General features: G+C 71.4%; 30 protein-coding genes. 14 read left to right on the forward strand and 16 right to left on the reverse strand.

Features of this window, described 5'->3' with window-relative positions; translation table 11 throughout:
- Positions 1–4: 4 nt before the first annotated feature.
- Complete coding sequence (locus R4I43_RS01145) at positions 5–622, reverse strand: O-methyltransferase (RefSeq protein ID WP_324263577.1); 618 nt, start codon at positions 620–622, stop codon at positions 5–7.
- A 311-nt stretch (positions 623–933) separates the two neighbouring features.
- Between R4I43_RS01145 and sigE the strand changes: the two genes are divergently transcribed.
- The 4 genes from sigE to tatB all read left to right on the forward strand — a co-directional run bounded on the left by sigE (position 934) and on the right by tatB (position 4,681).
- On the forward strand, positions 934–1,557 hold the full coding sequence (gene sigE, locus R4I43_RS01150) for an RNA polymerase sigma factor SigE (protein WP_324263578.1): 624 nt from the start codon (positions 934–936) through the stop codon (positions 1,555–1,557).
- Positions 1,554–2,303, forward strand: a complete 750-nt coding sequence (locus R4I43_RS01155; protein ID WP_324263579.1) for a zf-HC2 domain-containing protein — start codon at positions 1,554–1,556, stop codon at positions 2,301–2,303. Before sigE ends, R4I43_RS01155 begins: the two co-directional genes overlap by 4 nt.
- A 149-nt stretch (positions 2,304–2,452) precedes the next feature.
- Positions 2,453–4,108 carry a trypsin-like peptidase domain-containing protein gene (locus R4I43_RS01160; protein ID WP_324263580.1) on the forward strand — a complete coding sequence of 552 codons (1,656 nt, stop codon included), beginning with the start codon at positions 2,453–2,455 and terminating at the stop codon, positions 4,106–4,108.
- A 156-nt stretch (positions 4,109–4,264) separates the two neighbouring features.
- A complete protein-coding gene (gene tatB / locus R4I43_RS01165) occupies positions 4,265–4,681 on the forward strand; it encodes a Sec-independent protein translocase protein TatB (RefSeq protein ID WP_324263581.1) in 417 nt (138 codons plus the stop codon).
- A gap of 153 nt (positions 4,682–4,834) precedes the next feature.
- Here the strand turns inward: tatB and R4I43_RS01170 are convergent, their stop codons facing one another.
- The 3 genes from R4I43_RS01170 to R4I43_RS01180 form a co-directional block, all read right to left on the reverse strand.
- Entirely contained in the window at positions 4,835–6,019 is a 1,185-nt protein-coding gene (locus R4I43_RS01170; protein ID WP_324263582.1) for an MFS transporter, read from the reverse strand.
- A gap of 71 nt (positions 6,020–6,090) precedes the next feature.
- Entirely contained in the window at positions 6,091–7,623 is a 1,533-nt protein-coding gene (locus tag R4I43_RS01175) for a leucyl aminopeptidase family protein (RefSeq protein WP_407691179.1), read from the reverse strand.
- Between the two features lie 247 nt (positions 7,624–7,870).
- A complete protein-coding gene (locus R4I43_RS01180) occupies positions 7,871–8,038 on the reverse strand; it encodes a DUF3117 domain-containing protein (protein ID WP_009949794.1) in 168 nt (55 codons plus the stop codon).
- A 375-nt stretch (positions 8,039–8,413) separates the two neighbouring features.
- On the opposite strand from R4I43_RS01180, the gene R4I43_RS01185 reads away from it, so the two are divergent.
- Positions 8,414–9,196: an enoyl-CoA hydratase-related protein gene (locus R4I43_RS01185; RefSeq protein ID WP_324263584.1), complete on the forward strand. Its 783-nt coding sequence runs from the start codon at positions 8,414–8,416 to the stop codon at positions 9,194–9,196.
- 126 nt (positions 9,197–9,322) lie between these two features.
- On the opposite strand, the gene R4I43_RS01190 is transcribed toward R4I43_RS01185, so the two are convergent.
- Genes R4I43_RS01190 through R4I43_RS01200 form a run of 3 tightly spaced genes read right to left on the reverse strand, consistent with a single transcriptional unit; the run spans position 9,323 to position 10,600 of the window.
- Complete coding sequence (locus R4I43_RS01190) at positions 9,323–9,901, reverse strand: DNA-3-methyladenine glycosylase I (protein WP_324263585.1); 579 nt, start codon at positions 9,899–9,901, stop codon at positions 9,323–9,325.
- Entirely contained in the window at positions 9,894–10,241 is a 348-nt protein-coding gene (locus tag R4I43_RS01195; protein ID WP_324263586.1) for a DivIVA domain-containing protein, read from the reverse strand. The genes R4I43_RS01190 and R4I43_RS01195 overlap by 8 nt, the downstream gene beginning before the upstream one ends.
- Before the next feature lie 29 nt (positions 10,242–10,270).
- Positions 10,271–10,600 carry a PadR family transcriptional regulator gene (locus R4I43_RS01200; protein WP_324263587.1) on the reverse strand — a complete coding sequence of 110 codons (330 nt, stop codon included), beginning with the start codon at positions 10,598–10,600 and terminating at the stop codon, positions 10,271–10,273.
- A 230-nt stretch (positions 10,601–10,830) separates the two neighbouring features.
- Here R4I43_RS01200 and R4I43_RS01205 point away from each other — a divergent pair, with 230 nt between their 5' ends.
- Positions 10,831–11,184: a hypothetical protein gene (locus tag R4I43_RS01205; protein WP_324263588.1), complete on the forward strand. Its 354-nt coding sequence runs from the start codon at positions 10,831–10,833 to the stop codon at positions 11,182–11,184.
- Here R4I43_RS01205 and folP read toward each other — a convergent pair whose 3' ends face one another.
- Genes folP through R4I43_RS01220 form a run of 3 tightly spaced genes read right to left on the reverse strand, consistent with a single transcriptional unit; the run spans position 11,185 to position 13,390 of the window.
- Positions 11,185–12,060, reverse strand: coding sequence for a dihydropteroate synthase (gene folP / locus R4I43_RS01210; protein WP_324263589.1), 876 nt, complete (start codon positions 12,058–12,060; stop codon positions 11,185–11,187).
- On the reverse strand, positions 12,057–12,608 hold the full coding sequence (locus R4I43_RS01215; protein ID WP_324263590.1) for an LOG family protein: 552 nt from the start codon (positions 12,606–12,608) through the stop codon (positions 12,057–12,059). Before R4I43_RS01215 ends, folP begins: the two co-directional genes overlap by 4 nt.
- Complete coding sequence (locus R4I43_RS01220; RefSeq protein ID WP_324263591.1) at positions 12,605–13,390, reverse strand: LOG family protein; 786 nt, start codon at positions 13,388–13,390, stop codon at positions 12,605–12,607. The genes R4I43_RS01215 and R4I43_RS01220 overlap by 4 nt, the downstream gene beginning before the upstream one ends.
- Positions 13,391–13,624: 234 nt before the next feature.
- Here R4I43_RS01220 and R4I43_RS01225 point away from each other — a divergent pair, with 234 nt between their 5' ends.
- Positions 13,625–14,578, forward strand: coding sequence for a slipin family protein (locus R4I43_RS01225; protein WP_324263592.1), 954 nt, complete (start codon positions 13,625–13,627; stop codon positions 14,576–14,578).
- 184 nt (positions 14,579–14,762) lie between these two features.
- On the opposite strand, the gene dapE is transcribed toward R4I43_RS01225, so the two are convergent.
- Positions 14,763–15,839 (reverse strand): succinyl-diaminopimelate desuccinylase, encoded by a 1,077-nt coding sequence (gene dapE, locus R4I43_RS01230; RefSeq protein ID WP_324263593.1) that lies wholly within the window; start codon positions 15,837–15,839, stop codon positions 14,763–14,765.
- A 127-nt stretch (positions 15,840–15,966) separates the two neighbouring features.
- On the opposite strand from dapE, the gene R4I43_RS01235 reads away from it, so the two are divergent.
- The 7 genes from R4I43_RS01235 (at position 15,967) to R4I43_RS01265 (ending at position 21,466) form a co-directional block, all read left to right on the forward strand.
- Positions 15,967–16,260: a hypothetical protein gene (locus tag R4I43_RS01235; protein ID WP_324263594.1), complete on the forward strand. Its 294-nt coding sequence runs from the start codon at positions 15,967–15,969 to the stop codon at positions 16,258–16,260.
- Positions 16,257–18,002, forward strand: a complete 1,746-nt coding sequence (locus R4I43_RS01240; RefSeq protein WP_324263595.1) for an alpha/beta hydrolase — start codon at positions 16,257–16,259, stop codon at positions 18,000–18,002. The genes R4I43_RS01235 and R4I43_RS01240 overlap by 4 nt, the downstream gene beginning before the upstream one ends.
- A complete protein-coding gene (locus R4I43_RS01245) occupies positions 17,999–18,514 on the forward strand; it encodes an LppA family lipoprotein (RefSeq protein WP_324263596.1) in 516 nt (171 codons plus the stop codon). The genes R4I43_RS01240 and R4I43_RS01245 overlap by 4 nt, the downstream gene beginning before the upstream one ends.
- A gap of 5 nt (positions 18,515–18,519) precedes the next feature.
- Entirely contained in the window at positions 18,520–18,855 is a 336-nt protein-coding gene (locus R4I43_RS01250) for a hypothetical protein (protein WP_324263597.1), read from the forward strand.
- 110 nt (positions 18,856–18,965) lie between these two features.
- The gene (locus R4I43_RS01255) at positions 18,966–19,400 is read left to right on the forward strand and encodes an LppA family lipoprotein (protein WP_324263598.1); all 435 of its coding nucleotides are present in this window, start codon (positions 18,966–18,968) and stop codon (positions 19,398–19,400) included.
- Between the two features lie 44 nt (positions 19,401–19,444).
- Positions 19,445–20,431 (forward strand): 2,3,4,5-tetrahydropyridine-2,6-dicarboxylate N-succinyltransferase, encoded by a 987-nt coding sequence (gene dapD / locus R4I43_RS01260; protein WP_324263599.1) that lies wholly within the window; start codon positions 19,445–19,447, stop codon positions 20,429–20,431.
- Between the two features lie 111 nt (positions 20,432–20,542).
- The gene (locus R4I43_RS01265) at positions 20,543–21,466 is read left to right on the forward strand and encodes a CHAD domain-containing protein (RefSeq protein WP_324263600.1); all 924 of its coding nucleotides are present in this window, start codon (positions 20,543–20,545) and stop codon (positions 21,464–21,466) included.
- Between the two features lie 38 nt (positions 21,467–21,504).
- On the opposite strand, the gene dapC is transcribed toward R4I43_RS01265, so the two are convergent.
- The 5 genes from dapC to mshB all read right to left on the reverse strand — a co-directional run bounded on the left by dapC (position 21,505) and on the right by mshB (position 25,189).
- On the reverse strand, positions 21,505–22,620 hold the full coding sequence (dapC, locus tag R4I43_RS01270; protein ID WP_324263601.1) for a succinyldiaminopimelate transaminase: 1,116 nt from the start codon (positions 22,618–22,620) through the stop codon (positions 21,505–21,507).
- Positions 22,617–22,937, reverse strand: coding sequence for a ferredoxin (fdxA, locus tag R4I43_RS01275; protein ID WP_324263602.1), 321 nt, complete (start codon positions 22,935–22,937; stop codon positions 22,617–22,619). Before fdxA ends, dapC begins: the two co-directional genes overlap by 4 nt.
- A gap of 140 nt (positions 22,938–23,077) precedes the next feature.
- Positions 23,078–23,836 carry a hypothetical protein gene (locus tag R4I43_RS01280; protein WP_324263603.1) on the reverse strand — a complete coding sequence of 253 codons (759 nt, stop codon included), beginning with the start codon at positions 23,834–23,836 and terminating at the stop codon, positions 23,078–23,080.
- Positions 23,837–23,918: 82 nt separating this feature from the next.
- Positions 23,919–24,281: a hypothetical protein gene (locus R4I43_RS01285; RefSeq protein ID WP_324263604.1), complete on the reverse strand. Its 363-nt coding sequence runs from the start codon at positions 24,279–24,281 to the stop codon at positions 23,919–23,921.
- Positions 24,278–25,189, reverse strand: a complete 912-nt coding sequence (gene mshB / locus R4I43_RS01290; protein ID WP_324263605.1) for an N-acetyl-1-D-myo-inositol-2-amino-2-deoxy-alpha-D-glucopyranoside deacetylase — start codon at positions 25,187–25,189, stop codon at positions 24,278–24,280. Before mshB ends, R4I43_RS01285 begins: the two co-directional genes overlap by 4 nt.
- Positions 25,190–25,259 lie beyond the last annotated feature (70 nt).

The following is a 25,259-nucleotide window of genomic DNA, read 5'->3' on the forward strand; positions in this document are numbered from 1 at the left end:
CGGTTCAGCGCTTCGCGACGGCGAGGAGGCCTGGCCCGGTCGGCAACGTCACCGGGACCAGGCCCTCGTCGTCCTGCACGGCCTTGACCAGGGCGCGGATGGCGGTGGCCAGGGCGCCGCGGTCATCGTCCTCACCACCGAGCTGGACCCCGGCGAAGACGATGACGCCGCCGGGGCGCAGCAGCCGGGCGCCTAGGTCCAGGTAGGCGGGGTAGTCAGTGCTGGCCACGCCCACCGACACCAGGTCGTAGCCGCCTTCGGTGAAGCGCGGCAGCATCTCCACCGCGCAGCCGGTGATCAACCGGGTGCGGGAGGGGGCGACGCCTTCCTCCCGCAGCGCGGCGCGGGCGGTCCGCTGGTTGGCCGGATCGGCGTCGATCGAGGTCAGCACGCCGTCGGGCAGCATTCCGCGGAGCAGCCAGCGGGCGCTCTCACCGGAACCGGTGCCGATCTCCACGACGGCCTTGGCCCGCAGCGCGGCGGCGAGGAACCGCAGCACGTGCAGCGACGACGCACCGACCGGCGAGTCCTGCGGACCGTCGCCGATCGGGCGAGCGCTCGTCCGCTCCCCCACCGCATAGCCGCCCATCGAGTAGCGGGCCACCGACCTTTCGGGTATCACAACGCGAAAGGTTATCGGCGTTGTGCCCACAAATGATGTTTCCGGACGACATCGTTAGACGGCCGTTTCCATGCGCGACATTCCGTCACGCTGAGTGAGCAGCGGTTCGCGGCCGAGTGGGTGAGAGCAGCCTCACCAAGACTCTCAGGCCCCTCTCAGGCGGCTTTCATGCCGGTTTCACCAGGGAGGACGACAGTGGACGTCATACACCGACACCCATCGGCGTCTCACCGGCGTGCGGGCGCGGGAACAACGGTCCCGCCCCGCTCGTTCTGGTAGATGCAAGCCCACAGGAGGTGGCTTTTCGCCCGATGGCAACACAGCCGATGAGCGTGGCCCCCGGCACCGACCGGCCCCACGAGAACAGCGTTTCGCCGAGCACCGTCTCGCCCGGCGCGGAGGAAGCCGCCTGGACCCCGCCCAGCTGGGACGAGGTGGTCCGGCAGCACGCCGACCGGGTCTACCGGCTCGCCTACCGCCTGTCCGGCAACCAGCACGACGCCGAGGACCTCACCCAGGAGACGTTCATCCGGGTGTTCCGCTCCCTGGCGTCGTACAAGCCGGGCACGTTCGAGGGATGGCTGCACCGGATCACGACGAACCTGTTTCTGGACATGGCCCGCCGCAGGTCCCGCCTGCGCATGGAAGGCCTGCCGGAGGACACCGACCGGCTGCCCGGTGGCGGTCCGACGCCGGAGCAGGTCTTCCACGACACCCACCTCGATCCCGACCTGCAGGCGGCGCTGGACCAGCTGCCGCCGGAGTTCCGCGCCGCCATCGTGCTCTGCGACGTCGAGGGCCTCTCCTACGAGGAGATCGGTACCACGCTGGGCGTGAAGCTCGGTACCGTGCGCAGCAGGATTCACCGCGGGCGCCAGATGCTGAAGTCGACGCTCGAAGCGCGCCGCGAACAAGCCGGGAGGATTGACGGATGACGGTTCTGCGGGGGTGGGGGCTGCCCGAGCAGCACCTCGCGCTGGACGCTCTCGTCGCTTTCGTCGACGGCGAGCTCAGCCCGAGCGCCCACGACCGCGCGGTGGCCCACCTGGCCGGTTGTCCCGCGTGCGCGGCCGACGCCGCCGCGCAGCGGCAGGCCCGCGCAGCTGTCCGCGCGGCCGACACCCCGTCGGTCTCGCCGCAGCTCCTGCAGGCGCTGCAGGCCATCCCCTCCAGCGCCGAGCTCCCCGCACAGCCCGAGAACCTCGCGCTGACCTCCGACGGTCAGCTGGTCACCGTGTCCCGCCCGAACCGCGTGAAGCGCTTCGGCGGCGGACCGGTGCTGGGTTCCTCCACCCCGCTCGGCGGCTCGCAGCAGCCGCTGGGCAGCGCCGTCGTCTCCTACGACGACGCGCCGGAAGACTCCGCCGACCGCCGGGTCGCGCGGCGCACCAAGCAAGGCGCGGGCGTCGTGTTCTCCGGCCTGGTGCTCGGTGCGCTGGCCTTCATGAACGTGCCCATCACCGACGAGGACGGCCAGCCGCTGCCCGGTGCGCCCGTGCCGCTGCCCGGCGGGGCGTTCACCAACGCCGTCATCCCGGCCGCGGGCAGCGCGGCCCTGCCGTCGGAGACCGCCCCGGTCAGCAAGAGCGCGCCTGCGGCCCCGCCGGTCCCGTCGACTCCCCCGTCCGCTGCGACCACCCCGTCGGCGGCCGCGGCGACGTCCTCCCCGCCCTCCGAGTAAGCAACCGGCTGGCGAGTTCGCGCCCACTCCACACGGACTTCACCGCGCTGCGGGCAAAATGGGCTCGTCGGCACCATGCCGGTGAGGCGGGCCGTGGGCCCGTGTGATCCACTCGAAGCGACGAGCCCGATCGGACAGCCCGGGGAGCGATGAGCGACCAGCCAGGAACGCCCGCGCAGGGTCCCGGCGCGCGCCGGGACGAACCTGCGGCGGGTCAGCAGGACGCCGAGCCGGTGCACCCCTGGCAGGGCGGCCCCATGACCGGCCGCGGCGTGCCCGCCGACCGGTTCGCAGCCGCTCCTGCCCGGCCAGCCGAGGGCAACGGCCACGCGCCCGACCGGCTGCAGCCGCGCCCGCTGGAGCGTCCTGAGGTCGACCCGTCGCAGCGCAACGCCTTCGCCCGCCCGCAGGGCGTGTCCGGCGGCTTCGACCCCGACCAGCACGGTCTGGCCGCCCGCGGCATCGAACAGGCACCTCCCCCGCCGGACGCGCTGGTGCAGGCGTTCGGCCGCCCGCCGCAGAGCAGCGACCCGCTGCAGCGCGCGCCGGGCGAGAAGCCCATGACGCCGGAGAGCGAGCCCGACCCGGCGCTGTGGAACTCCGGTGACCGGGACCCGTGGCGCGACCCGGCGGCGGGCGCGATCCTCGGGCCACCAGCGGTGGCCGAGGAGCAGTCCTCCGACGACGGCGAACGCGAACCGGGGCCGCTGCTCAGCGCCCGCGAAGTGCTCTTCGGCCGCCGCGTGCACCCGCGCGCGCTGGCCATCCTCGGCGTGGTCGCGCTGCTGGTCGGCCTGGCGGGCGGTTTCCTCGGGCGGATCACCGCTGAGGAGGGCAATCCGCTGGTCAACCCGGACGTCACGCTCGCCGAGGTCGACCAGGGCTCCGGCGACCGGCCGCGCGGCGCGGTGTCGCAGGTGGCGCAGCGCGTGGTGCCCGCGGTGGTCTCCATCGAGGTCCGCATCGGCGGTCAGGGCGGCTCCGGCTCGGGCGTGGTCATCAACGGCAACGGCTACGTGGTCACCAACAACCACGTCGTCTCGATGGCCGCGGACACGCCGAACGCGCAGGTCTCGACGGTCTTCCACGACGGCACCCGGGCTCCGGCGCGGGTCGTGGGCCGCGACGTCAAGACCGACCTGGCGGTGCTCAAGGTCGAGGTCGCCAACCCGACGGTCGCCCAGCTCGGCGACTCGGACAAGCTGAGGGTCGGCGACGACGTGATCGCCATCGGCTCGCCGCTGGGCCTGGCCGGCACCGTCACCACCGGCATCGTCAGCTCGGTGCACCGCCCGGTCCGGCTGGCCGGCGAGGGCACCGACACCAACGCCGTCATCGACGCCATCCAGACCGACGCGGCCATCAACCCGGGCAACTCCGGCGGCGCGCTGGTCGACGGATCGGGCGCGGTGGTCGGCATCAACAGCGCCATCCGGACGCTCGGCTCGGGCGGCGAGGGCGGTTCGATCGGTCTCGGATTCGCGATCCCGATCGACGACGTCCGCCGGATCGCTCAGGAACTCATCCGCACCGGCACCGTCCGGCACGCCGACCTCGGCGTCAACGTCAAGTCCGTCAGCGACGGGCTCGCCGATGGTGCGCAGGTGCAGAACGTGCAGGACGGCAGTTCCGCCGCAGGTGGCGGGATGGCCGAAGGCGACGTGATCATCAAGGTCGGCGGCCGCAAGGTCGGCAGCGCCGACGAACTCATCGTGGCAGTGGACCGGCACCAAGTCGGCGAACGCGTTCCCGTGACCGTGGTCCGGCAGGGCCGTGAGCTGGTGCTCGACGTGACGCTGAAATGACCGATCACATCGGCGTGAACAGCTGGACACCGCTGGGACACGGGTCGAAGTTCCGCCAGTTCCCCTCTTCGGCCGGTGTCACCCGGTCGGTACTCTGGTGGTGTCGGCAGCTCGGCGTCGGTCCCCGAGCCGCGAGAATCCCGGAGGAGTCGAGAGGTGTTCGATAGCGTCGGCTGGCCCGAGCTCCTGATTCTCGCCCTGGTCGGGCTGTTCGTGCTCGGCCCGGAGCGGCTGCCCCAAGGCGCCGCGTGGCTGGGCAAGACGGTCCGGCAGGTCAGGGAGTACGCGAGCGGTGCCCGCGAGCAGATCCGCTCGGAGATCGGCCCGGAGTTCGACGAGCTGAAGAAGCCGCTCGACGAGCTCCGCAGCGTCCGCAACTTCAACCCCAAGAGCGCGGTGACCAAGCACCTGCTGGACGGCGAGAACCCGTTCGAGGAGTTCAGCAAAAACTCCTCCCCGCTCAACGGTCACACCCCGTCCACCAACGGCCACACCCCGGCGTCCATCCCCAAACCGGCCGAACGCCCGCTGGCCCCCGGAGAGCGTCCCCCGTACGACGCAGACGCCACCTGACACATCACCTCAGCGGGTTCACAACCGCGATCAGCCGCACCCTCACGCACGCAGGTAGACCCTGATTACCGCCGTATTCCGTCACCTGATTACTGCGGTATTCAGGTGACTGACGGAATACGGCGGTAATCGGATACCTGAATACGGCGGTAATCAGGGTTGGGTTGTTGGGCGCTGGGGGCGGGAGAACAGGACGGCGAGTCCGGCCAGGGTCAGCCAGGTCGTGAGCAGGAGGGTCATGCCGGACCAGCCCCAGGCGCCGTAGGCGATGCCGCCGAGGACTCCGCCGACGCTGCCGCCCCCGTAGTAGGCGAGCTGGTAGAGGGCCGAGGCCTGGCCGCGAGCCGCCTTGGAGGCCCGGGTCCCCACCCAGCCGTTCGCCACCGAGTGAGCGCCGAAGAAGCCTCCCGTGAAGATCACCAGGCCGATCAGGATCACCGGCACGGAGTCCGGCAGCATCAGCAGCAGCCCGGCGACGGTGACGACGAGGCTGGTCAGCAGCACCCTCACGCGCCCCCAGCGATCCGCCGCCCGCCCGGCCAGCGCCGAGGTGACGGTGCCGGCCGCGTAGGCGAGGAACGCCAGGGCGGCCAGCGCCGGGGGCAGCAGCAGCGGCGGCGCGGTGATGCGGAAGCCGAGCACGTTGTAGACGGTCACGAAGCTGCCCATGCCCAGCGCCGCGACCAGGTACGGCGGGTACAGCCCCGGGTCGCGCAGGGCGGCGCCCAGGCCGCCTAGCAGCGGTTTCCACCGCAGCGGCTGTCGCTGGTGGTGCTGCTCGGGCGGCAGCAGCGCGATGAACGCGACCGTGCACACCGCGGCGAGCAGGGCGACCGCGAGCACACCACCGGACCAGCCCCAGAAGTCACCGACGATGCCGCCGAGCAGCCGCCCGGTCATCCCGCCGATCGTGGTTCCGGCGACGTAGAGCCCGACGGTGGTACCCAGCCGCACCCCTCCGGTCTCGTCGGCGAGGTAGGCGGTGGCGACGGCGGCGAGCCCGGCCACGGCCGCGCCCTGCACCAGCCGCAGCCCCACCATCAGCGGGAACGAGTGCACCCACGGCAGCACGAGCCCGAGGACTTCGGCGATGACCAGGGTGGTGATCATGGTGCGGCGGCGGCCGACGGCCTCCGACAGCGTGCCCAGCGGGATCGCCGAGACCGCCAGCCCGAGCGTCGCCGCGGACACCAGCAGCGCCGCCGCGCCCGGGCTCAGCCCGTACTCGCCCGCCAGCTGCGGCAGCACCGGCTGCGGCGCGTAGAGCAGGGCGAACAGCGCGAGCGCGCCGAGCAGCAGCGCGAACCGAATCCTCCGCAAACGTCCGGCCGACACCATGCTTTAGACGTTAAACACCAGCCGATCACCCGCGCTCGCGAGCGTGCCGGTCATCACCGGTGGCGCAGGACTCAGCCCAGCGAAGCGGCCAGCTCGGCGAGGGTGCGGGCGGCGAAGCCGGTGCCGCCGACGGTGACCTCCGAGTAGTCCTTGTCCGCCCGCGCCGGGCCTGCGATGTCCAGGTGCGCCCAGCGGACGCCACCGGTGAACTCGCGCAGGAACAACGCGGCGGTGATGCCGCCCGGGCCCGCCGGGGTCTGCTTGACGTCCGAGAGGGCGCCCTCGACGGCCTCGGCGTGGTCCTCCAGCAGCGGCATCCGCCACCACGCCTCGCCGACCCGGCCGCCCGCGCCGGTGATCTGCTCGGCGAGCTCGTCGTCGGTGGCGAACAGGCCGCCGGTGCGCAGGCCGAGCGCGACCTTCATCGCTCCGGTCAGCGTCGCGACGTCGACCAGCAGGTCGGGCTGGAGCTCGTCGACGGCGTAGGCCATCGCGTCGGCCAGCACCATGCGGCCCTCGGCGTCGGTGTTGCCCACCTCGGTGGTCTTGCCGCCGTAGTGCCGCACCACGTCACCGGGCCGGTAGGCGGTGCCGGAGACGTGGTTCTCGGCGGAGGGCACCAGGCCCGTCACCTTCACCGGCAGGCCGAGCCGGGCGATCGCCAGCAGCGCGCCGATGACCGCAGCGCCACCGGACATGTCGGTGCGCATCAGGTGCATGCCGTCGGCGGGCTTGAGCGAGATGCCGCCGGTGTCGAAGGTGATGCCCTTGCCGACCAGCACCAGGTGCGGCCCGGTCGCGTCCTGCGGCCGGTAGTCGAGCTGCAGCAGACGGGGCGGGCGGGCCGAGCCGCCGCCGACGGCGAGGATGCCGCCGAAACCGTGGTCGGCCAGCCACTTCTCGTCCCGCACGGTCGCGGTGAGGTTCGCGATCGGACCGGCGAGCTCTGCGGCCAGCCCGGTGAACCAGGCGGGGTCCTTGACGTTGGAGGGCGCGTTGGCCAGGTCGCGGGCCAGCGCGGTGGCCGCCGCCAGCTCGCGGGCGCGCCGCACGTGCTCGCGGATCGCGGCGACGTCGGCGTCCTCCGGGGCGACCAGCAGGACCTTGCGCAGCCGCGGCGGCGCGGGCTCGCCGGTCACCTTGAACCGGTAGCCGCCCAGCGCCAGACCGAGGGTCAGCTCGCCGATCAACTCCTCGCCGGCGTCGTCGGGAAGCCGGACCTGCAGGTAGTCCGCGTCGGAGGCCTCACCGAGGTCGCCGGGCTCGGAGTCGGTGTCCGCGGCGTCGGTGAGCCGCTCGCGCACCGCGCGGGCCAGCGCCGCACCGGCGGTGCGCCACTGGGCGGGCTCACCGGAGCCCACGCCGACGACCCAGCCGATGCCGCCGGAGCGCAGCGGGAAGGCCTTCGCGTCACCGGCCGACGCCGACGCGCCGATCGCGGTGAGCACCTCGGCGTCCACAGAGAACGGTTCGGCCGCAGCGGCCAGGTCCGGGCCGGACTCCCCGTCGAAGATCCCCGTCGCGCCCGGCACTCCGTCCCGCCACCGCTGCACCACGTCCACTTCGACCAGAGCGGTCGGGATCACGGGCAGCTCGGGCTCCACCCCGCGGGCGGGCTGGGCGGAACGGAACACGGAGGCACCGGACACGAGAAGACCTTCCTGCACGGACTGGCCGTGCGAACTCGAACTAGGGCCGACGAGAGACCCCGGCACCGCGCTCGGCACCGGGGCCCGACAGCGGCGAAGCGTTCTCGCCACCCGTCGACGTGATTATTGAGTTGTCGCCTCGGCCGGGAGGCGCCGTGACCAGGCATCAGGCCGGCAGCGCGTCCCGGACCGCCTGGCGGCCTCAGCCGGTGGCCGACTCCAGGGCGTCGCCCAGGTTCTTGGCCTCCTCGACCGACATCTCGACGACGAGCCGCCCACCACCCTCAAGCGGAACGCGCATCACGATGCCGCGTCCCTCCTTAGTCACCTCGAGGGGACCGTCACCGGTCCGGGGCTTCATGGCCGCCATAGCGTGCTCCCTCCGTGAAATCTTCCCCCGCTGGTCGCCACAACCAGTTCGGGTCCGTCCCCATTCTCCCCCATCTCGAGGCGTGGACGAAACCGAACCGATCAACTCGTGTCGCCCGTGCGCTGGTCGAATATCGCCGTCGACTGGCAGACTCACCGTTCGTGTGGGGTGTTTCGGCGCCGTTCGGCACATCGCGGGAGTTCCCAGCGATCACCGTGAGGAGTCGTTTCGCTCCGGCGTGTCACCGATCTCACGGCGGCCATCCCGGCGACCAGCGGGGACACCGTCCACCCGGGACGACGCGCCGGCCGCGCGGTCCACAGTGGAAGTGCTCGCGCGACCCGACACAACGGACGTCAAGGCAAGGAGCTTGGAGTGACCGACGTACTGCTGACCGAGGACACCGCGGGTGTGCGGCTGCTCACGTTGAACCGCCCCGAGTCGTTCAACTCGCTCAACATCGAGCTCAAGCAGGCGCTGCTGGCGGCCCTGCGCGAAGCTGCGGCGGACGACTCGGTGCGCGCGCTGGTGATCACCGGCGCGGGGAAGGCGTTCTGCGCGGGGCAGGACCTCAAGGAGCACATCGAACTCCTCTCCAGCGGTGACCCGAGTCCGCTGAAGACCGTCGAGGAGCACTACAACCCGATCACCAAGGCGCTGGCGACCATGCCCAAGCCGGTGATCGCCGCCGTCAACGGCACCGCGGCGGGCGCGGGCGCGTCGATCGCCTACGCCAGCGACCTGCGGATCGCCGCGACCGGCTCGAAGTTCCTGATGGCCTTCGCCAACGTGGGCCTGTCCACCGACTCCGGCGCGTCCTGGACGCTGCCGCGGCTGATCGGCTACGGCCGGGCGATGGAGATGCTGCTGCTGGCGCAGCCGGTGCAGGCCGACGAGGCGCTGCGCATCGGCATGGTCAACCAGGTGGTCGACGACGCGCTGACCGTCGCGATGGAGCTGGCGACCCGGATGGCGGCGGGCCCGACCTTCGCCTACGCCCGCATCAAGGAGGCCGTCCAGGCCGCCTCGGCGGAAGCCCTCGACGAGGCCCTCGCCGTCGAAGCCGGCGCCCAGAACGAAGCCGGCCTCACCGCGGACCATAAGGAAGCGGTCGCCGCCTTCGTCGAGAAGCGAACCCCCAACTTCACCGGCCGCTGACCCGCCGCCCCGGGTGGTGACGAACTTCTGCCGAAGTCCGTGATCCGACTTCCGTTGAAATCCGGTTCGCGATTTCCATTGAAGTCGTGTCCCCGACTTCCATTGAAATCGCGTCACCACCGGGGGTCAGGCCCGCCAGCAGTTCTTGAGGTGGTCGTCGACCATGCCCGTGGCCTGCATGAGGGCGTAGCAGGTGGTGGGACCGACGAAGACGAAGCCGCGGCGTTTGAGCTCCTTGGCCATCGCTTTCGACTCGTCGGTGGTCGCCGGGACGTCGCCGAGCTTGACGGGCCGTTCGGAGTCGGGGCGCCGCGCGGGCGCGAAGGACCAGAGCAGGTCGTCGAGCGGCCGGTCGAGCTCCAGGACGGCGCGGGCGTTGGTGATGGCCGCGTCGATCTTGGCCCGGTTGCGGACGATCGAGGCGTCGGCCAGGAGCCGCTGCCGGTCGTCCTCGCCGAATCGGGCGACGGCCTCCGGGTCGAAGCCGGCGAAGGCCTCCCGGAACGCGGGCCGCTTGCGCAGGATCGTCAGCCACGACAGGCCGGACTGGAACGACTCCAGGGTGATCCGCTCGTAGAGCTCCGGGACGCCGCGCAGCGCAACGCCCCACTCCTGGTCGTGGTAGTCGGCGTAGTCGGGTTGGCCGGCGCCCCACGGGCACCGCGCGCGGCCGTCCTCGCCGACGATCGCCGTGCCGTCACTCATCCCCGGCACCGCCTCGAGCGCGAGCCTTGTCGAGCTCCTGCCCGGCGACGTCGAGCTGCCGTTCCAGGACCGCGATCCGGCCGTGCAGCTCGTCGAGCTCACCGGCCAGTCGGTCCAGCACCCAGTCCACCTCGGCGACCTTGTACCCGCGCAGGACTTGCTGGAACCGGACGGCGCGCACGTCGGACCCCTCGACGTCGGACGACGGCAACCGGGTGGGCGTGGAGCCGGGCGGAAGCGGCGCGAGCTGCTCACCGCGCCCGAACACGAGCGAAGCCAGCAGGTACACGACGGCCGCGACCGCCAGCACCACGAACAGGTAGATGAGCGCACTAGCCACGACTCAATCGTGGCACGCCCCACCGACCCTCAGGTCTTGGCGGGGGCCGTCAGCACGCCTTCGATGGCGTGGGTGAATTCTCGCCAGGCGCGGCGTTCCGCCTGGAGGGTTTGGGTGCCCGCCTGGGTGAGCCGGTACGTGCGCCGCTGACGTCCGCCAACGGTGCTCCAGGAGCTCTGCACGAATCCAGCTCGCTCGAGTCTGCGCAGCGCCGGGTAGACCGTGCCGGTCGGCAGGTCCAGGGCGCCACCACTGCGTTCCTGCAAAGCCTCGATGATCGCGTAACCGTGCAACGCCCTGCCGTCGAGGGCGGCCAGGAGCAGGGCGTCCAGGTGGCCGCGGAGCGCATCAGCCTTCACAGGTAGTGACTCTACGGATATTTCCGGGCAGTGTCACCGCCTCCACACAAGAGGACCAAGGTCCTTTCGCGATCAGGACTCCCATGATGTGAATCACAGCAACTTGAGTCGGCCGTTCGGGTGGCGTGGCCCCGAACGGACGCTCCTGATCGGCTGAACCGAGCACACTCGGAGATCGAGAAGCGGAGGCCGTCTCTCCTCCGGCAGACCCCGATCAGGAGGCGATACCCGTGCCCGACCGCGAAGCAGAAACGACCAACGGTGCCGGCCTGCTCGACAGGGCCACCCCGAACCCCCGAGCCAGCTCCGGGCAGGCCGACCGGCTGGCCGCCCTCGACCAGATCCGCGTCTACCTGAACTCGCTGGTCGAGGTCCTCGACCAGCACACGGAGCCGAGCCTGGACCTGGACGAGTCGCAGTGGCGGCTCGCCGAGCTCGTCGACGAGCTGGCCGTCGAGCAGCCCAGCCCGCCGCGCGTGCAGTCCCGCTGGATCCGGCTCGCACCGGTGCTGCAGGAGGTCCGGCCGGACATCCCGATCCCCGCGCTCACCCACCTGATCCGCACCGCGGTCGGCGCGGCCTGATCAGGCCAGGCCGCGCCGCACCTGGTCCGGCTGCCGGGTCCCGGCGATGGTGGCGACCATGTCGAGGACGCGGCGCGTCTCGCGCACCTGGTGCGCGCGGAAGACCCGGGCTCCCTGCCAGGCCGCCACCGCGGTCGCGGCCAGGGTGCCCTCCAACCGCTCGGTGACCTCGACGCCGAGCGTCTCGCCGACGAAGTCCTTGTTCGACAGCGCCATCAGCACCGGCCAGCCGGTAGCGGCCAGCTCACCGGCGCGGCGCAGCAGCGCCAGGCCGTGCCAGGTGTTCTTGCCGAAGTCGTGCGTCGGGTCGATCAGCACGCCCTCGGCGGGCACGCCCAGCGCCACCATCCGCTCGGCCCGCTCGACCAGCTCGTCGCACACCTCGGCGACCACGTCGGCGTAGCGGGAGCGGTAGGCGTCGGTGCGCGGTTCGAGCCCGCCGGTGTGCGAGCAGACGACGCCCACGCCGTGTTCGGCGGCGACCTCGGCCAGGCGCGGGTCGGCACCCGCCCAGGTGTCGTTGAGCAGGTCGGCACCGGCCTGGCAGACCTGGGCGGCGACCTCGTGCCGCCAGGTGTCGACGCTGATCACCAGGCCCGGGTGGCGTTCCCGCACGGCGGCCACGAACGGCACCACCCGGGACGCCTCGGCCTCGGCGTCGACGCGTTCGCCCTGCGCACCGGCGCGGACGCCGCCGATGTCGACGATGTCGGCCCCCTCCTCCACCGCCCGGTCGACCGCGGCGAGCGCGGCCTCGGCGGCGAAGGTGCGGCCGCGGTCGAAGAACGAGTCCCGGGTGCGGTTGACGATGCCCATCACCAGCGGCCGGTCCGCGGGCATCTCCTTGTCCCGGAACCGCAGTGGTCGTGCGCTCATGGGACCAGTGCGTCCAGCGCCTCGTCGACGTCGGCGGTCACGGTGAGCACGTCCAGCGAGTGCTGCGAGGCGAAACCGGTCTCCACCATGCCGTTGAGCCAGTCCAGCAGACCCTTGAAGTGGTTGTCCGGGTCCAGCAGCACGACCGGTTTGGCGTGCATCCCCAGGTAGCGGGCGGTCCAGATCTCGAAGAGTTCCTCGCAGGTGCCGATGCCGCCGGGCAGCGTCAGGAAGGCGCTGGAGTGGGCGTCCATCAGACCCTTGCGCTCGCGCATGGTGTCGACGACCAGCAGCTCGTCGGAGTCGGTGTCACCGACCTCGCGGTCGACCAGCGCGCGCGGGATGACACCGATGGTGCGGCCGCCGTCGGCGCGGGCCGCGCGGGCGATCTCGCCCATCATCGAGACCTTGCCGCCGCCGGAGACCAGCGTCCAGCCGCGCTTGGCGATCTTGCGGCCCACCTCGGCGGCCAGGTCCAGGTAGTGCTGCGGCACCGGCCCGGACGCGCAGTAGACGCAGACCGACACGTCCGCCGAAGGGGTGTTCAATGCGTCGCCTCCCACGCCTCGTAGGCCTCCTGCACGATCGACACCGCGTCATCGACGTCGTCGGTGACGTGCAGCAGCCCCATGTCCTTCTCGCCGATCTTGCCGCTTTCCAGCATGTGGTCCCGGATCCAGTCGTAGAGGCCCTGCCAGTAGTCCTTGCCGAACAGCACGACCGGGAACTTCGTGACCTTCTTCGTCTGCACCAGTGTGAGCGCTTCGAACAGCTCGTCCATCGTGCCGAAGCCGCCAGGCAGGCAGATGAACGCCTGCGCGTACTTCATGAACATCGTCTTGCGGACGAAGAAGTACCGGAAGTTGACCCCCAGGTCCACCCACGGGTTCAGGCCCTGCTCGAAGGGCAGCTCGATGCCCAGGCCGATCGACAGGCCACCGGCCTCCGAGGCGCCGCGGTTGACGGCTTCCATCGTGCCCGGCCCGCCGCCGGTGATGGCCGCGCAGCCGATGCCCGCCAGCGCCCTGCCCAGCGCCACGCCGGTGGCGTACTCCGGGTGCTCGCGCGGGGTGCGGGCGGAGCCGAAGACCGTGACCGCGCGCGGCACCTCGGCCAGCGCGCCGAAGCCCTCGACGAACTCGGCCTGGATGCGCAGCACCCGCCACGGGTCGGTGTGCACCCAGTCCGAGGGGCCTCTGGAGTCCAGCAGGCGCTGGTCGGTGGTGGTCGGCTCGCTCAGCCGCGAGCGGCGCAGCACCACGGGGCCGCGTTGCTTCTCGTGCGGACGCTCCGCACCGTTGGGTTCACCCCACTGGCCATCGACTGTCATGGCGTCGAGCCTACGCACGCACCGATCCTCCTCCGAGCCGCCCCGCCGCTGCGCGGTCCAGGTGAAATGCCTGTTCACGGGGGATTCACAGCGCGGTCTCGCGGCGTACGATACGAAGAAAAGATCTAGTGGCGCCGGCGACGCGAGCCGGGCGCGACACGCAGATCTGCTCCGCGATCTACGCAGGCGCTCCAGCGCCGTCGGGCCGTTCCTCCACGAGCCCGGGAGCCGGTCATGCTCATCGAACTGCTCATCGCAATCCTCGTGCTCGGTGTCATCTACGTCGCCTCGAGCGTCAAGGTCGTCAAGCAGTACGAGCGGGGCGTGGTGTTCCGCTTCGGTCGGCTGCAGGAACTCACCCGCGGACCGGGACTGACCACGATCGTTCCCGTCGTGGACCGGTTGCAGAAGGTCAACCTGCAGATCGTCACGATGCCGGTGCCCGCGCAGGAGGGCATCACCCGCGACAACGTCACCGTTCGGGTGGACGCGGTGGTGTACTTCCGGGTGCAGGACGCGGCGCGGGCCGTGGTCAACGTCGAGGACTACCTGTTCGCGGTGGGCCAGGTCGCGCAGACCTCGCTGCGGTCGATCATCGGCAAGAGCGACCTCGACGACCTGCTGTCCAACCGCGAGCGGCTCAACCAGGGCCTGGAGCTGATGATCGACAGCCCGGCGCTGGGCTGGGGCGTGCACATCGACCGGGTGGAGATCAAGGACGTCTCGCTGCCGGAGTCGATGAAGCGCTCCATCGCCCGCCAGGCCGAGGCCGAGCGGGAGCGCCGGTCGCGGGTGATCTCCGCCGACGGCGAGTTCCAGGCCTCCCGCAAGCTCTCCGACGCCGCCCGCGTCATGTCCGACACCCCGGCCGCCCTGCAGCTGCGGCTGCTGGAGACGGTCGTGGAGGTCGCGGCCGAGAAAAACTCCACCCTCGTCCTGCCGTTCCCGGTGGAGCTCCTGCAGTTCGTCGACAAGATGCAGCAGTCCAGCGGCGAGAAGGCCCAGGCCCCGGCGGAGGAACCCGAGGTGCCCGAAACCCCGGAGCTCGAACTCACCGAAGCCGAACGCCGAGCCGCCGAACTCCAGGAGGACTCCACCCCCACCCCGGCCCTGCCCAAGCAACGAGCCACGCAAGAACCACGCACCACCCAAGAACCCACCGACACCGAGGTCCTCGGCACCGCCTGACCCGCCCCCGGCGGGTGACCGATTACTCCGGTAATCCGTCACCCGATTACGGCGGTAATCCGGGTTGGGATCCGGAACACCGCCGTGATCGGGGTCCGGAATACCGCCGTAATCAGGGGCCGGAATACCGCCGTGATCGGGGTTCGGAAGACGGCCGTGATCCGTCGATTCGTGGGGTTCCCGGTCAGGAGAGGAAGCGGCGCAGGGTTGCTGCGCAGTGGTGGATCTCGGCGGTGCGGACGTGCTCCTGCTGGGTGTGGGCGAGGGTCGGGTTGCCGGGGCCGAAGTTGACCGCGGGCAGGCCCCGGGCGGCGAAGCGGGCGACGTCGGTCCAGCCGAGCTTGGCGACTGGCTCGGTCTCGGACGCCCGCACCAGCTCCGCCGCGGCCGGTGACGTCAGGCCCGGCAGGGCGCCGGCGGAGACGTCGGTGACCGTGACCTCGTAGCCCGCGAACAGTTCCCGCAGTTCGGCTTCGGCCTGCTCGGCGGACTTGTCGGGGGCGAAGCGGTGGTTGACGGTGACCACGCACGAGTCCGGGACGACGTTGCCCGCGACCCCGCCGGTGATCTTCACGGCCTGCAGGCCCTCCCGGTACTGGAGGCCGTCGATCACCGGGTTGCGCGGCGCGTGCTCCACCAGCCGCTGCAGGATCGGCTGCGCGGCGTGGATCGCGTTCTCGCCCATCCACGCGCGCGCGGTGTGCGCGCGGGTGCCGGTGGTGCGGACCTCGACGCGGATGGTGCCCTGGCAGCCCGCCTCGATCGCGGCGTTGGACGGCTCGCACACCACCGCCAGGTCCCCGTCGAGCCACTCGGGCAGTTCCCGCTCGATGCGGCCGAGACCGTTGCGCTCGGCCTCGATCTCCTCGCAGTCGTAGAACACGAAGGTCAGGTCGTACCTCGGTTCGGTGAGCGTGGCGGCCAGGTTGAGCATCACCGCGTCACCGCTCTTCATGTCGGTGGTGCCGCAGCCGTGCAGCAGCTCGTCCGCACCCGAACCGGTGCGCCGGGACGGCAGGTTGTCGTTGACCGGCACGGTGTCGAGGTGCCCGGCGAGCACGACGCGGGTGTCGCGGCCGAGGTTGGTGCGCGCGAGCACGGCTTCGCCGTTGCGGACCACCTCCAGGTGCGGGGCCTGGGCGCGCAGCGCTCGCTCCACCGCGTCCGCGATGTTCTTCTCCGAGCCGGAGACGCTGGGGATGTCCACCAGCGCGGCGGTCAGCTCGACGGGGTCCGAGGTGAGGTCCAACGAAGCGGTCACGCCCGGCAGGCTACCGCGCTGACCAGCACGCCTCGCATCAGCGGGAACCAGATCACCGGAACCACCATCGGAATCAAGATCAGCGGGCTAGGCTCCCGCGTTGAACTGGGCGGCTCGCGGAGGCGACATGGGGTACAGGGCAGAACCGGAGGCACTGCGCGCGGCGGGGCACAAGGCGGCGCTGGCCGGCGAACAAGCCGAGCGGGTGCGGCTCGGCGAAGCGGCCGAGGACATCGCCGAGGCTCTCTCCGGCGGCAAGAGCGGAGGCGCGGCCAAGCGCGTCGCGCAGAGCTGGCAGCGCACGCTCAAGACGTGGGGCGCCGACGCCCGGAAGCACGGTGAATCGCTGACCGCCTCGGCGGGCGAGTACGAGCGCGGCGACCGCGAGGGCGCCCGCGGCATCGACGTGGCAGGGCGGTGAGCGAGGTGGTCAGCTACGCCGACGTGCGCCGTTGGAAGCCCGAGCAGCTCGACGCCGTGCACGGCGAACTGGGCAACCGCCGGGACGACCTGGTCAACCTGCAGGACGAGCTCGACGGAGCCCGCAACCCCGACGGCTGGACCGGCGACGCCGCTCAGCGCTCCGCGGCCGAGCACCGGGAGCTGGTGGACCGGATGCGCTCGCTGGTCGCCGAGGTCGCCACGGTGCGCGCCGCGGTGGCCACCGCCGCCGACGAGGTCACCGCGATCAAGCGCCGGGTCGAGATGGCCGACCGCGAGGCCGAGGCCCACGGTTTCCAGATCACCGAGGAAGGCGGCGTCCGCGACGTCACACCGCCGGAGGACGTGCCCACCGGTGAGGCGGAACAGGTTCGCGCGCAACGCCTCCGGGTCCGCGACGAGCTGGTCCAGGAGATCGAGAAGATCCTCGACCAAGCCGAGAGCACCGACGCGGCCCTGGCGAAGGCCCTCAACGCCGCCGACGAGGACCAGATCGAGCCCGGCAAGGGCAGCTCGCTGGCGGATGCGGCCAAGACCGGCGAGTTGAGCGCGCTCGCCGCCTCCGCCGGACAACCGCCGCACAACACCGCGCAGGCCAACGCGGCCTGGTGGAAGTCGCTGTCCCACGAGCAGCGCGCCGCGTTGCAGGAGAACCCGCCCGCCTGGTTGGGCAACCGGGACGGCATCCCGGCGGTCGTGCGCGACAGCGCCAACCGCGTGAACCTCGACGACACCCGATCCCGGCTGCGCAGCGAGCGAAACCGCTTGGCGCAGGGCGGGATCAGCGATGACGAGCAGGAGAAGGCCGACCAGGTCGACGCCAAGCTCAAGGGGCTCGACGCGGTCGAGGACACCATCGCCCGGGACAACCGGCAGCTGCTCGTGCTGGACGCGAGCGGCGAGCGGTTGAAGACGGCAGTGGCCGTGGGCAACGTGGACACCGCCGATCACGTCTCGGTGTTCACCCCCGGTTTCACCACCACCGCCCAGGACAGCCTCAAGGGCGCCGACGCCGAAACCCAGGAACTGGTCGCCGAATCCCAGCGGGAGATGATGCGGTCCGGTGAGGACGGCGAGGTGGCGGGGGTGTTCTGGCTGGGCTACGAGGCCCCGCAGTCGTCCGAGACCGCTGATGTGACCGGTGATTCCGTGGCCAGCTCGGAATCGGCGAAGGCAGGCGGCGAGAAGCTGAACGAGTTCTACAAGGGCATCAACAGCTCTCGCGACACCGACCCGCACCTGACCGCGATCGGTCACTCGTACGGCTCGACGACCACCGGCTACGCCCTGCAGGGCGGTGGGCACGGGGTGGATGACGCGATCATCTACGGCTCCCCCGGCGTCGGCACCAACGACATCGAGGACCTGCACGTCCCGGAAGGCCACACCTACCGGCTCGAGGCCAAGAACGACCCGGTGGCCGACTTCGCCCGGTTCGGCGGAGATCCGTCGCACATGGACGGCTTCACCGACCTGTCGACCGAGAAGTCCGGCGAGGGCGTGCAGGTCACCGGCCACAGCGACTACCTCCAGCCCGACACCACCAGCCAGCACAACATCGCCTCGGTGGTCGGTGGCGTGCCGGAGAACGCGGTGGAGGGCAAGACCAACGGGGTCGGCGACGGCCTGTCCTACGTCCCGCACCAGGTCCAGGAGGGCGCTTCGGCGGTCACCGACTGGGGAAGCGACCGGATCTCAGACGTCAAGGACCTGTTCTCATGAGGCGATTCGCACCACTGATCCTCGGCACCGCGCTGCTGAGCGGCTGCGCGACCGGACAGCCCGACGGGGGAAGCATGGAAGACCAGCTCAACGCACTGCGGCAACGTCCCAGCCTGGAGGAGGTCACCGCGAGCTACGACCAGATGCAGCAGGAGCTCCGGTCCCGGCTGGTGGCCGAACTCGGCCTGCCCGAGTTCGCCGACAGGGGCAACACCGGTCAGTCGGCGTGCCCCGAGTTCGCCGACGTGCCCGAGGCCGAGCAGCGCACCCTGGCCACCTGGCTGCAGGAGGGCGGCATCCCGGAGGAGAAGTGGGCGCAGGCGCTGCGCATCGCCACCGAGGTCGGCGGCAGCCGCGGGTTCACCGAGCTCCACGTCGTGACGGACCGCCCGAACGACCACAAGATCGAGTTGCACGACTCCTACGGAGCCCGGCTGCAGCTCGGCACCAAGGCGAACACCACGCTCAGCGTCCGCACCGGTTGCCACCTGCCGCAGGCGGCGAAGGGGTGAGCTCAGTGCCCGACGTCGACACCAGCGGTCGCACGGCCGCGGTGATCTTCGCCGTGCTGGCGACGGTGGTGGCGCTGCCGATCGTGGCGTTCACCGGGTTCGTGGGCATCTGGAGCGCGGCCGTCCCCTGCCACTCCGGCGGGCACGGCGGCTGCACGCCGGCCGGGGTCGCCACGGCAGTGTCCGTGCTCGTGCTGCTGGCGGCGCCGGTGTTCCTGTGGTTCCGGGTCCGGCGTGCGGGCCCGACCGCCACGGCGGTGGTCGTGGGGCTGGTCGGGCTGGTCGCCGGGCCGCTGATCGCCCTCGGGCTGATGAGCCTCACGTTGAACCTGTTCGGTTGAGTGTTGAGGCTCACACGGGTACCCGGGGGGTGCCGAGTCCGGACCGCGTGGGGTGGTCCGGCATCATTTCTCTAGTCCGGGTCTACGTCCGACTGCGACCGGGGGTAGCTGTGTTGGACCCGCGAAGTGCGCTTCAGCAGCGCCCGAGCATCGAGCAGATCAGCGCGCAGTACGAGCAGATGCAGCAGCGGCTCCGCGATCTGCTCGACCACCTGGTCGGCCCGTTGAAGTGGGCGGTGTCAGCACCGGAGAGCACGGTGGACTGCTCCGAGTTCGCCGAGGCCGACGCCGAGAGCCGAGTGCTGGAGTCCTGGCGAGCCGCGCAGCCGATCGACGACGTGGACTGGCCGAGCGCGGTGTCCATCGTGCGGTCGATCACGGCCGAGTACGGCTTCGGCGAGCCGGAGATCATCGTCAACCGCACCGGGGACCACGAGATCACCGGCAACGACTCCTACGGCGCGGTCTACACCTTCGGCACCTCGCGCAACACGATCCTCACCCTCACCACCGGATGTCACCTGCCGGGGGTCCTGAAGAGCTGACCCCGTGCGGGCCGGGTGGGGTGTTGCCGATTACCGTTTTGGGCATGAGCGCGAACATCCCCGACCCGCAGACCACGGGTGCCCACGGCGTGGGCCTGGCGACCGTGACCGACGACGGCACGGTTCTCGACACCTGGTTCCCCACCGTCAAGCTGAGCGAGTCCGGCGAGTCCGGCACCACGAAGCTGACCGCGGAGCAGGCCGCCGAGTCCCTCGGCGAGGCCGGTGTCGCGCTGCTCGGGCGGGATGACGCCCGGGGCGTCGAGGTCATCGCGGTCCGCGTCGACATCGCCGAGCTGGCCGACGCCCCGATCGACGCGCACGACGTCTACCTGCGGCTCCACCTGCTGTCGCACCGCCTGGTGCGCCCGCACGGGGTCAGCCTGGACGGCCAGTTCGGGCTGCTGGCCAACGTCGTGTGGACCAACCACGGACCGTGCCCGGTGGAGGGCTTCGAGGCGACCCGGCTGCGGCTGCGGGCGCGCGGCCCGGTGACGGTCTACAGCATCGACAAGTTCCCGCGCATGGTCGACTACGTGGTGCCCTCCGGCGTGCGCATCGGCGACGCCGACCGGGTCCGGCTGGGTGCGCACCTGGCCAGCGGCACGACCGTGATGCACGAGGGCTTCGTGAACTTCAACGCCGGCACGCTGGGCGCGAGCATGGTGGAAGGCCGCATCTCGGCCGGTGTCGTGGTCGGCGACGGCTCCGACGTCGGCGGCGGCGCGTCGATCATGGGCACGCTGTCGGGCGGCGGCAAGGAGGTCATCTCGATCGGCGAGCGCTGCCTGATCGGCGCCAACGGCGGCATCGGCATCTCGCTGGGCGACGACTGCGTCGTCGAGGCGGGCCTGTACGTCACGGCCGGCACCAAGATCACGCTGCCGGACGGCACGCTCACCAAGGCCTCCGAGGTCTCCGGCAACGACGGCCTGCTGTTCCGCCGCAACTCCACCACCGGCGCGGTCGAGGTCGTGAACAAGACCGGCGGCAAGGTCGAGCTCAACGCGGCGCTGCACGCCAACGACTGAAGGTCAGGTTCCCGCAAGGCCCCTTCCGCCGCAGGTGGGAGGGGCCCTTCGCGTTGAGGTTGATCCGTTTGGAGCAACCGTTCGTGTGAGTTGGCCGTTTTAGCATGGGGGATGGCTGATTCCCGGCTTCTGCAGGACGTGCTGGCCGCCGAGCCGGTCGAGGTGGGTCGAAGCGCCCCGATCGCGGCTCACGTCCGCGCCGGGTTGGACGCGCGATTGCGGGCGCTGCTGGCGCACGAGGCTGGGACGCGCGTCGGCGAGGACCCCGAGGAACTGCACCAGATGCGGGTTTCGGTGCGGCGGATGCGAGCGATGCTGCGCTCGGCCCGGCCGTTCCTGATCCGCGAGGAGTCCGAGCCGCTGCGCGCCGAACTCGGCTGGCTGGGGAGGGCGCTGGGCCCGGTGCGGGACCTGGACGTGCTGCTGGAACGGCTCCGCTCGGAGTTCACCGGTCTGAACGAGTCCGAGCGCAACGCCGCCGAGCGGCTGATCTCCGGCCTCGACGCCGAATACCTGCAGGCCAGGGGCGAGATGCTGGCGGCGCTGGACGGCGACCGGTACTGGAACCTGCTGGACCGGCTGGCCTGGGCCACGCGGGAGCTGTCCGGCCGGGATTCCGATGTGGACGCCGAATCGCAGCTGCGCAGGCTGGTCCGCCGCCAGTTCGGCAAGCTGCACAAGGCCGTCGAGCGGCTCCCGGACGAGCCCGCCGACGCCCAGCTGCACGCGCTGCGCATCGACGGCAAGAGGGTCCGCTACACCGCCGAGCTCGCCGAGCCGCTGCTCGGCGCCCCGGTCAAGCGGCTGATCAAGGCCACCAAGGGCTTCCAGGACGTCCTCGGGGAGCACCAGGACGCCTGCGTCGCGGAAGAACGGCTCCGGGCGCTGCTCGACGCCGTCGGGCCGCGCCCGGAGGTCGAGATCGCTTTCGCCGCAGGGCGCCTGGTGGAGCGCGAAGAGGTCCGCAAGGCCGACCGCCGGGCCCGCTGGCCGGAGTCCTGGGCCGCCCTCAGCGCAGCGGCGAGCGAGGTGTGAGGGCAGTTCTCACGCGATCCTGGTGAGAACTGCCCTGGTCAGGCCCCGAGGCGCTTCGCCGCGGCCGCGATGCGCTCGTCGGTGGCCGTCAGCGCGATGCGCACGTGGCGGGAGCCGTCGGGTCCGTAGAACGTGCCCGGTGCGGCCAGGATCCCCCGCTGCGCGAGCCATTCCACCGTCGCCCAGGCGTCCTCGCCCCGGGTCGACCACAGGTACAACCCGGCCTGGGAGTGCTCGATGGTGAACCCGGCTGCCTCCAGCGCGGGACGCAGCACCGCGCGGCGGGCGGCGTAGAGATCGCGCTGAGCAGCCACGTGCTCGTCGTCGCGCAGCGCGGCGGTGACCGCCTCCTGCACCGGGCGCGGAACGATCATGCCGGCGTGCTTGCGCAGCTCCAGCAGCCGCGCGACCAGCACCGGGTCACCGGTGACGAACCCGGCGCGGTAACCGGCCAGGTTCGACGACTTCGACAGCGAGTGCACCGCCAGCAGGCCGTCGCGCGCGGCGCCGACCGAGGGGTGCAGGACCGACACCGGTTCGGCGTCCCAGCCCAGCGCCAGGTAGCACTCGTCGGAGGCCACCACCGCGCCCGCGTCCTGCGCGGCGCGCACCATCCGCCCGAGCTCGTCGGCGGTGAGCACGCGCCCGGTCGGGTTGGACGGCGAGTTCAGCCACAGCAGCCGGGTCGCGGCGGGCGGCAGCTCACCGGGGGCGAGCCGCACGACCTCGGCACCGGCGATCTTCGCCCCGACCTCGTAGGTCGGGTACGCCAGGTCCGGGATGGCGACGACGTCGCCGGGCCGCACGCCCAGCAGCGTGGGCAGCCAGGCGACGAGCTCCTTGGAGCCGATGGTCGGCAGCACCGCGTCCGGTTCCAGACCGGTGATGCCGTAACGCCTGCGCAGCGACTCCACGGCCGCTTCGCGCAGGTCGGGGGTGCCGTGCGTGGCCGGGTAGCCCGGCACGTCCGCCACGGCGGACAGGGCCTCCTGGAGCCGCGCCGGAACCGGGTCGACCGGGGTGCCCACGGACAGATCCACGATGCCGTCCGGGTGGGCGTTGGCGGTCGCCTTGTGCGGTGCCAACGAGTCCCAGGGGAAGTCAGGGAGCCGGGGCCCGGGCGCCGCTGCGCCCGGGCCGGTCGTGGAGCTCACTCGCCCTGGGGCGGCAGGCTCGTGATGGGCTCGACGTCCGTGTTGACCTTGCCCACCATCGCGGCGCCACCCGGCGAGCCGAGCTCGTCGAAGAAGTCCACGTTCGCCTTCGTGTAGGCGGCCCACTCGTCCGGCACGTCGTCTTCGTAGTAGATGGCCTCGACCGGGCAGACCGGCTCGCAGGCACCGCAGTCGACGCACTCATCGGGGTGGATGTAGAGCATCCGCCCGCCCTCGTAGATGCAGTCGACAGGGCACTCCTCGATGCATGCCTTGTCGAGCACGTCCACGCAGGGCTCGGCGATCACGTAGGTCACGGTTGCACTCCTGCTCGAAGCGTTGTCCAACGCGCGCGCAGGAATCTCCTGGCGCGACTGCTGACAGTATCTCTCGCACCCCCCTGAGCGCGTAACTGGTCCCACAGCTCGGGAGGCTCGACGAGCCTACGTCGCCGTAGTTAACAGCGTAAACCATTCCGTCGCAACCACTCCGCCCCCTTCCGGCCGATGCGCTTGAGCGCCGAGCGTTCCCCCAGGTAACCACCCACGACGCCGACCACGGGAACGTTCCCGAGGAGCTGGTGGTGCAGCCGTCCCTGGGGCCGCTTGTCGAGTTCGGAGTCGATCTCCCAGAGCGCACGTGCCATGCGCCACACCGTGCGCACCACGGCCTTCACGGTCGCTTTACCGTGCTTGCGCTCGGCGGCGTCGAGGTCCTCGGTGAGCTCCTGCGTGCGCGCGTCGTCCTCGGCGGCCCCGGCGGCCAGCTCAGGGCTGATCTTCCGCCCCAGCAACACCTCGGCGATCAGCTGGACCTTCACGGCGGGATCGATCACCTCGTGCTCGCCGGCGATCGCGCACAGCACCAGGCTCTGCCCGGTGATGCCCAGCGCGTTGCGCAGCGGCAGCCGGGAGGTGATCGCCCCGCCGAAGCGCGGCAACCCGGCCGCCAGCGCCAGGAACCGGCCGACGCGCTGCGTCCACCAGTCGCAGCGCTCGTCGACGCTCATCGCGTCCCAGGTGGAGCTGCCGGGCAGCTGCATCGAGTCGAGCTGCCGCAGGAGCTTGTTCACCGCCCCGTCGCCCAGGGCCTCGATCTCGCGCCCCCGCAACCGCACCGGATCGGCCTCGCGCAGCGCGGCCAGCACGGGCGTCGCGGCCCGCACGAACGGCCGCAGCACCCCGGCGACCCGCTCATCGGTCAACACTTCCGCCATCGGTCCTCCCACCCCCATTCTGCCGAAACTCCCGGGGCGAGAACCGCGGTGTTCGCCCTCCGGAGGTGTGCGTTGTTCGCGGTCAGGGGGCGGGTTTGGCGAGGACGATGCCGAGCATCATGGCGCTGGGGAGGGCGCCGCCCGCGATGAGCAGGAGGGTTCGCCAGTCGCTGCCGAGGAGGACGACGTCGCCGCCGGGGCCGAGGACGCCGAAGACGAGCACCACGAAGAACCACAGCACCAGGGGAGCTCCGGCGACCCGGCGCCGCCGGGAGATCCGGCCCGCCTCGGCGACCAGCAGCGGAGTCGTCACCGCGGCCACCGCGGCGGTGATCGGGAACTGCACCGACCCGATGTAGAGGGGCAGGAACAGCAGCTCCAGGATCGCCAGCAGAACCGCGTCGACCAGCAGGAACCCGAACAGCGTGGCGTCGGCTCGCGTCACCGGTCCCCCACCGGTTCGGTGCCGCTCACCCCGAGCCCGCCGAACAGGTCCGCCTCGCAGCCCTCGGCCGGTCCGGTGGCCAGCACGTAGTGCTCGGTGCTCAGCACCGGCTGCGCCACGCCGTTGGACAGCGCGTAGGAGGCGACGCCGTCGCCGTTGCGCCACTGCTCGACCCAGACCTTGACCTGGGTGCCGTGCGCCCGGAGCGCGCTGATCTTGGCCGGGAGGTGCTCGGCGATGTCGATGACCGTGGTGATCGACTCGTCGGCGACGCTGGCCAGCTCGTGCGGTTCGGGCAGCTCGAAGGGCAGGTCATCGGCGCGCGCGAGGTCGGCGAGCCCGGCGGCCAGCGAGTCGCGCGAGGGCACCGCGTAGAACAGCCGGTCCACGTCAGGAACCCGCTCGACCGCCGCGCGGGTGATCTCGTGAGCTCGGACGTGGTCGGGGTGGCCGTAGCCGCCGTCCTCGGCGTAGGTCACGACGACCTGCGGTTTCACCTCGTCGAGGATCTCCGCCAGCGCCGCGGTCTGCGGTTCCGGGTCTCCGATGGCGAAGGCGCGCGGATGCGCGTCGGGGCGGGAGGTCGCCTGGCCGGGCTGCTCCCAGAGCATCCCGGAGTCGCGCCACCGGCCGACGCCGCCCAGGAACCGCTGGTCGGCGACCCGAAGCGCGGCGCAGGCCGAGCGGAGCTCGCCGACCCGGTAGCCGCCGAGCTGGTCGGCCTGGTCGGCGACCAGCCCCTGCAAGCTCTCCGGGATGACCTCGCCCTCCTCGCCGAGCGTGCAGGTCACCACGTACACCTGCACGCCGCGGGCGGCGTAGCGGGCGATCGTCCCGCCGGTCCAAAGGGTCTCGTCGTCTGGGTGTGCGTGTACCAGCAGCAACCGCGGTGGGGCCGTCAGCGTCACCGGTCCAGCCTAATCGCCACCCAGCACCACACAGCCAAGGGCCCAGAACCACCGTCAGGCAACCGGCGAA

The sequence above is a fragment of the Saccharopolyspora mangrovi genome, from assembly GCF_035320975.1.
Taxonomy (GTDB): Bacteria; Actinomycetota; Actinomycetes; order Mycobacteriales; family Pseudonocardiaceae; genus Saccharopolyspora; species Saccharopolyspora mangrovi.